Origin of the sequence: Bradyrhizobium sp. NBAIM18 (genome assembly GCF_020193825.1) — a bacterium.
Lineage (GTDB): Bacteria > Pseudomonadota > Alphaproteobacteria > Rhizobiales > Xanthobacteraceae > Bradyrhizobium > Bradyrhizobium yuanmingense.
Window position 1 is genome coordinate 1 of the sequence record NZ_JADYVO010000048.1, and the last position, 7,857, is coordinate 7,857.

Genomic DNA, 7,857 nt, shown 5'->3' on the forward strand with positions numbered 1-7,857 from the left:
CCACCCAGACCCCGACCAATACCAATGCCACCGACGGGGTTGGGGCGGATTATGAGCTGGGAATGCGCTTCACCGCCGACACGTCCGGCGTGATCCAGGCGATCCGGTACTACAAGGCCTCGAACGAGACCGGAACCCATGTCGGCCACATCTGGTCGGCAACGGGCCAGGAGCTGGCAACCGTCACGTTCACCAACGAAAGCACATCGGGCTGGCAGCAGGCCACCCTCGCCACGCCGCTCACCATTGCGGCTGGCACCACCTACGTGGTTTCCGTCAACATCAACAGCTACTACGTCTCCACCACCCAGGGCTTTGCCTTCGGCGCCAGCAACGGCAGCCTGAGCGCTCCGGTCGGCGCCGGCGTCTTCGACTACAACGCAGGCGTCTTTCCCACTGCCGTCTATCAGAATGCAAACTATTTTCGCGACGTCGTGTTCGCCCCGTCTAACGTCATCGCACTCGTCAACACTTCTACGATCTATGTCAGTGAAACGGCCGGCACCGTCACCGTTACCGTCACACGCTCCGGTGACCTCTCCTCTCAAAATACCATTGAATACACGACGAATGAAATCGGCACCGGCGGCACTGCGACGGCGGGATCCGATTTCATCCAGCCCACCTTCAATGGTCGGACGAACACCGGTCAGGTCGTCTTCGGACCGGGAGAGAGCACCAAGAGCTTCACCATCCAGATCGGCAACGATCAACTCACCGAAAGCAACGAGACGTTCGCCATCGGGCTTCAAAATCCCGGCTCCGGATCCCTCGGAGCTCCACGCACCGTGCTCGTCACCATTGTCGACGACGACTCGCCCGCCACAATCGCAATGGCGGACGTCGTGCTGAGCGTTGCAGAGAGTAGCCCCACCGCGACGATCACGCTGCTCCGCAGCGGGCCCGTCAATCAAGCGGCCACAGTGAGCTTCACGACGAGCAGCGGCAGCGCACTCGCGGGATCCGACTACACGACCACATCAGGTACGGTGACCTTTGCCGCCGGACAGGCGAGCCAGACCGTCTCTGTGCCGATCGTTAATGATACGACTCCGGAGAACGACGAGACCTTCACCGTCACCTTGAGCAACCCGACGGGCGCCACTCTCGGTTCCCAGGTGACGACGACGGTGAAGATCCTGGATAACGACAACCCTGCTCTCGGCAACTTGGTGCGGGAGACAGCGGTAACGGGTCTGAATCAGCCTGCGGCAATGGACTGGACGCCCGACGGCCGCTACATGCTTATCGCGCAGAAGAACGGCGTGGTGCGCGTGGTGGACAACGGCACATTGCGATCGACCCCGCTCATCGACCTTTCGACCAAAGTGAACGATTTCGGCGATCGCGGGCTGCTGGGGATCGCGGTGAACCCGAATTTCGCAACCAACCACTATGTCTACCTGCTTTACACTTACGATCCGCCAGAGACGGAGACTCAAAGCGGACTCGCAGCGGCCGATGGGGGTGGCAACCGACCTAGCCGTCTGGTGAGGGTCACTGTCGACCCCGTCACGATGATTGCCGATCCGTCCAGCGAAGTGGTGCTGGTCGGCAAGAACAGCATCTGGGCCTATACTAGCCGTCCCGACGCGAACAGCGGCGGTGATCCCAGCATCGTTCCTTCCGGGATCGTCAACGGCACTACAATCACCGCTCCTGCGAGCCAGATCGAGACAGGAGCGCAGGACAACGATCCCGACAGGGCCGGCATCCAGAACCAGAACATCCGTGACTATCTTGCGACCGACAGCGATTCGCATTCCATAGGTGCCGTCCATTTCGGACCCGACGGTTATCTCTATCTCACCGTCGGTGATGGCACATCGTACAACTTCGTCGATCCTCGAGCCGTGCGGGTCCAAGACATCCACAATCTCTCCGGCAAGCTCTTGCGGATCGACCCTGTTACAGGTGAGGGAGCGCCGGGCAATCCGTATTATCAGGCCAGCGATCCGAACAGCAATCAGTCAAAAGTGTTCTACTACGGTATCCGCAACGCGTACCGCTTCAGCTTCGATCCCGTTACGAATCTGCCGGTGCTTGGAGATGTAGGCTGGAACAATTGGGATGAAATCAACACGGGTCAAGCCGGTTCGAATTTCGGATGGCCCTATCTCGAAGGCCCGGACAGAACCGCCAGCTACCAGAACCTTGCCCAGGCGATCACCTTCTACAATAACGGCAACCGCAACTTTACAACCGACCCGGCTGCCGTATTCCCGATCTTACCTCTGAGCCACGGCGCTCCGGACAATTTCCACGTGATTACCGCGGGAGATTTCTACAATCAGAACACGATGTTCTTCGACGACGTCTACAACGGAACGATCTTCGCAGCGACGTTGGATGCGAGCCGGCAGATAGCAAGCGTCCAGTTGGTGGACAACGTACCAGGCATTGTGGACCTGCAGAAGGGGCCCGACGGCTGGCTCTACGGTGCCGACATATACGAAGGCACGATCCGACGTTGGGTGGACCCCTCGGCCGCCCCCAGCGGGCTGGGCCTCGCGGCGTCATGACGGCGGGCGCGGCTTGGCTCAGGCGTCCCGCCGGCGCAGCCCAGGCATGACTCCGGCCACTCAGTCAGGCGCCCGGGCGGCCAATCGTCGCCCACAGCCGGTTGTCGCTCGGCATCTGCATGCGGACCCAGCCGTATGGCACTTGCGACCAAGACTTGATCTCGGGCGTCAGATTATCGAGGACCAGATCGCCGCTTCTGGCGCGCACCACCAGCACAAGGTGATGATCTCCAGAACTGGTGACCACCTCGCTCAATAACAGGACCCGCGCGGGCCAACCGCGTTGCAGCAGTTCGTGCCGCTTGCTCACGGCGTAGTCGTTGCAATCACCGCGATCCGGGTTAACGATCCACGCCTCGCCTGCAAGGCCGAGTTCATTGGGCTGCGGAGCAATGGCACGGTTCACGGCGCGATTGACTGCCTTCAGCTCAGCCCATCGCCCCTTTGTCAACCGGACCGGCCCGCCACGGAAGAAGCGCCGCGGGCGACATTCGGTCTCATAGCGCAGGCAAAACACCGTGTAAGTGAGGGGCGGAAGGGTCGGGCGTCCCAGTTCGATGTGCACAAGGTCAGCTTGGGGTGCTGCTCGCGGCACGGTCGACAATGACGCACGCGCCCATTGAACGCCTCCAATCATGGCAGCTACGGCTGCCGCGATAACTGGGCCCGAGGTTCGCTGCATCTGCCGATCCCGCTCCGAACGCCAAACGTCGGGTCCGCCGCCAGCGTGGCCACGCGAGACCACGATTTTAATGTCACATTTCAATATTAACTTGATTTAATTCAATTGCAATATATAGATATTAAATCGCGCGACGATCGCCATCACAAAGCACTGCGGCTAACATGCAGAGCAGAATAAGCATGGGAGGGGCGCGAGGAGCTTCGCCCGGGTCTGGCTACTCTCGATGCAAAGCGCGAAAGGCGCAGCACGAACGAACGTGCTCCGTGCCCAGCGTCAGACGACGATTTACCGTTCCCATGTGATTTTATTGTTGAAATTTGGGACCGGAGCCAAACCGCCTACCAGAGCTTCCTCGGGCAGGACCGATTTCATATGCCAGTTGAGCTACTCGTCATTCTGGGAGCTGAAGCTTCAATACTTGGCTACGTGGCCGCGATGACCTTGCACACCAAGCGAATGGACGTGCTCAACGGACGATCGTTCGAGCAACCCATAGTCTCACCCGAGCGCAACAAGCACCTTCCATGGTCGCTCCCTCGAAAGGCCCGCGATCTATTGCGGTTGAGCAGGAGGTGGCGCGATCTCATCGCGTACGTCCCACCGGATCTCTTGCGGCACGTCGATATCACCAGAATGCGTCGGCGGATTCTTCGAGCCAGACTGCGGACGCCGTTCCGTTTCGAGACGAGCTTCCGCCGTCCCCGCAAGCCCGCGGCCGATGGTTCCGGCCCGCCCGTGCTTTCAGAGGCTAGTCGCAAAACCGGCGCCCAAGGGCGCCGGTTCTGACTCCATGCAGTCGAGCACCGCAATCTAGCGCCTGGTCAGCGCTCCTTGAACGCACGCTCCGCCTGATCGTGTAGCGGCTTGAGCAGGTAGGACAACGCGGTCCGCCCTGCCGTCTTGATGAAGACCTCGACAGGCATGCCGGGCAGCAGCTTGGCCGAGCCGAGCTTCGCCAGCTCTTCCGACTTCAGCAAGACGCGGCCCGTGTAGTAACTCGTGCCGGCACGCTGATCCTGCGTGATGTCTGCCGAGACCATGCTGACCTCGCCGTCGATTTCGGGCGTGGTCTTCTGGTTGAACGCTGCGAAGCGCATTGTCGCGGTCTGCCCCACGTAGACCTGATCGATATCCTTCGGTGCGATCTTGACTTCGACCGCGAGCGAGTCCGCGTCAGGAACGATCAGCATGATTTGCTCGCCCGGAGAGATCACCCCCCCGACCGTGTGGACGCTGAGCTCGTGGACGCGACCGGATTGTGGCGCCCGGATATCGACCCGATTCAACTGATCCACCGCCGCAGTCTTGCGCTCGCCCAGCTCGGAGAGTTTCGAGCGGGTTTCGATCAGGTCCTTGCCGACCTCGGTACGGAGGTCCTGGTCGATCTGAATGATCTGGAGTCCGATTTCGGAGATCTTGCCCTTCGACTGAGCGATCATTCCTGCGAGCTGGCTGCGCTCGCCCTCGATGCGGGCGGAGTCGCGCTCGAGGGAATTGAGCCGGGTGATCGGCACCAGGTTCTTCTGCCAGAGGCTGCGCACGCCCTCCAGCTCCTGTCGGATGAACTCCACCTCCTTCTGCTTGGCCTCCGTCTGCCCCATATAGCCCTTGATTTCGTTCTCCAACTGCGCGCTCTTCTCCTGCAACTGCGCTTTTTGGCCGCTCCTCGCCTGACGACGCAGGTCGAACAGCTTCCGCTCCGCGGCAATTGCACGGCTCGCCTCGGAGTTGCTCTCTTTGGCCCGGTCGAGCAGTACCTTTGGAAACACGACCTGCTCGGCACTATCGCGCTCGGCCTCGAGACGGGCCTGCCGCGCAAGCAATTCGTCGATGCTATTGGTGACGATCGTCGCATTCGCGAGCGTCTGCGTCTCGTCGAGGCGGATCAGAATGTCGCCTGCATTCACCCGATCGCCCTGGCGCACGCGCAACTCTCCGACGATTCCACCCGTGGCGTGCTGGACCTTCTTGACGCTCGAATCCACCACGACCACGCCCTGCGCGATCACCGCGCCCGACAACTGGGAAGTCGTCGCCCAGCCGCCGACCCCAAAAGTCACCAAAGCGAACATGATCATTCCGACGATCATGTAACGTTGGATGGACTGCAACGCCGGCGCTATCTGATCGTTCATCGGCCGCCTCCTTGAGCTTCTGCGACGACCTTCAGCGGCACCGGAGTCCGCAGCACTCTCTTGAGTACCTCCTCTCGCTTGCCGAAGGACTGAACTCTGCCTTCGCCGAGGCACAATACATGGTCCACACCTTCCAGCGCCTTCGGCCGATGAGCGACAACGGCCACAATCCCTCCGCGGCGTCGCACGTTCAGGATCGCCTCTGTCAGAGCCTCCTCGCCCTCCGCATCGAGATTGGAAGAGGGTTCGTCAAGCACGACCAGGAAGGGCTTGCCGTAAAAAGCGCGCGCAAGCGCGATACGCTGCCGCTGCCCCGCCGACAGCGCCAGCCCTCCCTCGCCGATCTTCGTGCTGTACCCGTCGGGCAGTGAGAGGACGAGGTCATGCGCGCCCGCGGCGCGGGCGGCTTCCAGAACAGCGGCGGCGGTTGCGTTCGGGTCGAACCGTGCAATGTTCATCGCAATGCTGCCGTCGAACAATTCTACGTCTTGGGGCAGATAACCGATGTGCTTGCCGAGGTCGTCCGAAGACCAGTGATCGAGGGCGGCGTTGTCGAGCCGGATCCTGCCTCGAATGCACGGCCACACGCCAACCAGCGCACGCGCCAGCGTCGACTTGCCGGATCCGCTCGGACCGATGATTCCGACCGCCTGCCCACTCCGCAGCTGGAATGACACTTCGCTCAGAGTGGGTCTCTCGGAGTTCGGAGCACTGATATAGAGGTTCTCGGCGCTAAGGGTTTCCACAGGCGCAGGCAATGCCAACCGCTCCTCCTCCTGAGGAAGAAGTTTCAGCAAGTAATCGAGCCGTTGTCCCGATTGGCGCGCCGCGACGAACCCCTTCCAGTTCGCAATTGCCATTTCGACAGGCGCAAGGGCCCTCGCGGTGAGGATCGATCCGGCAATGATGATGCCGGCCGTCGATTCCTGGTTGATGACGAGGACGGCGCCAACGGCAAGAACCAGCGATTGCAAGATCGCGCGGAAAATCTTCGAGGCACCACCGAGTCCGTTTGCGACATCGCTGGCCCGTTCATGGGCTGCGAGGTACTTTGCGTTGGCATCCTGCCAACGCAAAGCCGCTTGTTGCCGCATACCCATGGCCTGCAGAACTTCGGCATTGCGCCGTCCCTCGAGCGCGAGGGCAGTTCGCGAAATCGCAAGACGCGAGCTCGCCTTTGCCGGACCTCGGGTACGCGTTTCCGTGAGCATCGTAATGCCGACCAGCACCAACGCACCAGCCAGCGCAGCGAGGCCAATCCAGAAGTGAAAGAGGAAGCAGACGCCGAGATAGATCGGCATCCAGGGCAGATCGAAGAGCGCCGTCGGCCCTCCGCTCGACAGGAAGCTGCGGACCTGATCGAGGTCCCGCACCGGCTGCAGGCCGTCGCCATCCGCTCTGGTCTTCAAAGGCAGGCGAACAAGAGCGTCGAAGATGCGAACCCCGAGACTTTCATCGAAATACCGTCCGACCCGGGCGCTGATCCGGCTCCTGACCAGATCAAGCCCGCCCTGGAACAGGTAAAGCACCGTCGCCAGAGTCAACAGGGCGACCAGAGTCGGTATGCTGCGTCCAGGCAGCACCCGATCATAGACTTGCAGCATGAAGAACGAGCCGGTGAGCATGAGTAGATTGCTCATGCCGCTGAAGGCCGCGAGTGCCCAGAAAATCCGGCGGCAAGACCGCAGGAAAACCGACAACTCTGACTGCGACTCGTCATAGTGATCCACTGGCCGGGGTCGACCAGCGAATATCCGCTGCCGCAGTGCTTCGATCAGACGCTTTGCCCAGCCGATCAGTTGCGACGTCTGCAGCCGAGTGTTTTCCGCAGACTGCCGCCCGGCCGTCCAGAGCCCTGATAGTTGAAGAAGTGGAGTTCGATAGAGATTCGCGGGCGGGGGGAATCCCCCCCGCCGTCCAAAGTCGATCATGGCTTTCTGCCCTTGAACCATGCATTGGAAGATCCCCCAGGAGATCCCCAAGGCAGTTGTTGAAGACTGGTCTGTGTGGATTCCGTCCCCTACGCGAAATGGAAGTCGTTACTGGTCAACGCGCCGAGCTTGGTGTTCTTCAGCGTGAGGGTATCGCTCCCCGTCGCGATCACGACATCGGTGCCCGATTGGGTCGCGTGGGAAAGAACGCTGGCAAAACTGTCGAACACACTCTTGCTGAACTCGATCGTGTCGTGAGCAGGTCCGCGGGCAACGAAGCCCTTGATGACGTCGTTGCCGAAGTTCGCGCCAAACACGAAAGTATCGGCCTGGCTGCTGCCAACGAAGGTGTCATCGCCGGACGTGCTGGTCAGGGTCGTGTTGCCCGGCGAAGCGATGAACGTACTGCCCGCAATAGCCGCGTTGCTACCGGTTGCAGTGGATGACGTAGCTACGCTGGACGTACCGATCTGCCCGTCACTGTTCAGGTCCTGATAGAAGCTGGTCTCCAGAGTCTTGAGGCCAGAGTCCGTACCCGACACCGAGCCACCCCACGTGGAGCCGGTCAGGGAGCTGACATGGGA

General features: G+C 61.0%; 4 protein-coding genes and 1 pseudogene. 1 reads left to right on the top strand and 4 read right to left on the bottom strand.

Going from position 1 to position 7,857, the window contains the following annotated elements; all coding sequences use genetic code 11:
- Positions 1–2,522, top strand: a 2,522-nt coding sequence (locus I6F17_RS37165; RefSeq protein WP_225190480.1) for a DUF4082 domain-containing protein, incomplete at its 5' end; no start/stop codon positions are given.
- 64 nt (positions 2,523–2,586) lie between these two features.
- Here I6F17_RS37165 and I6F17_RS37170 read toward each other — a convergent pair.
- From I6F17_RS37170 to I6F17_RS37185, 4 genes and pseudogenes are all read right to left on the bottom strand, one after another.
- Positions 2,587–3,087 (bottom strand): transglutaminase-like cysteine peptidase, encoded by a 501-nt coding sequence (locus I6F17_RS37170; protein WP_225125022.1) that lies wholly within the window; start codon positions 3,085–3,087, stop codon positions 2,587–2,589.
- 941 nt (positions 3,088–4,028) lie between these two features.
- Entirely contained in the window at positions 4,029–5,342 is a 1,314-nt protein-coding gene (locus tag I6F17_RS37175; protein ID WP_225129138.1) for an HlyD family type I secretion periplasmic adaptor subunit, read from the bottom strand.
- Entirely contained in the window at positions 5,339–7,273 is a 1,935-nt protein-coding gene (locus I6F17_RS37180; protein ID WP_225129136.1) for a type I secretion system permease/ATPase, read from the bottom strand. Before I6F17_RS37180 ends, I6F17_RS37175 begins: the two co-directional genes overlap by 4 nt.
- 89 nt (positions 7,274–7,362) lie before the next feature.
- A pseudogene (locus tag I6F17_RS37185) lies at positions 7,363–7,857 on the bottom strand (hypothetical protein); the annotation flags it as partial.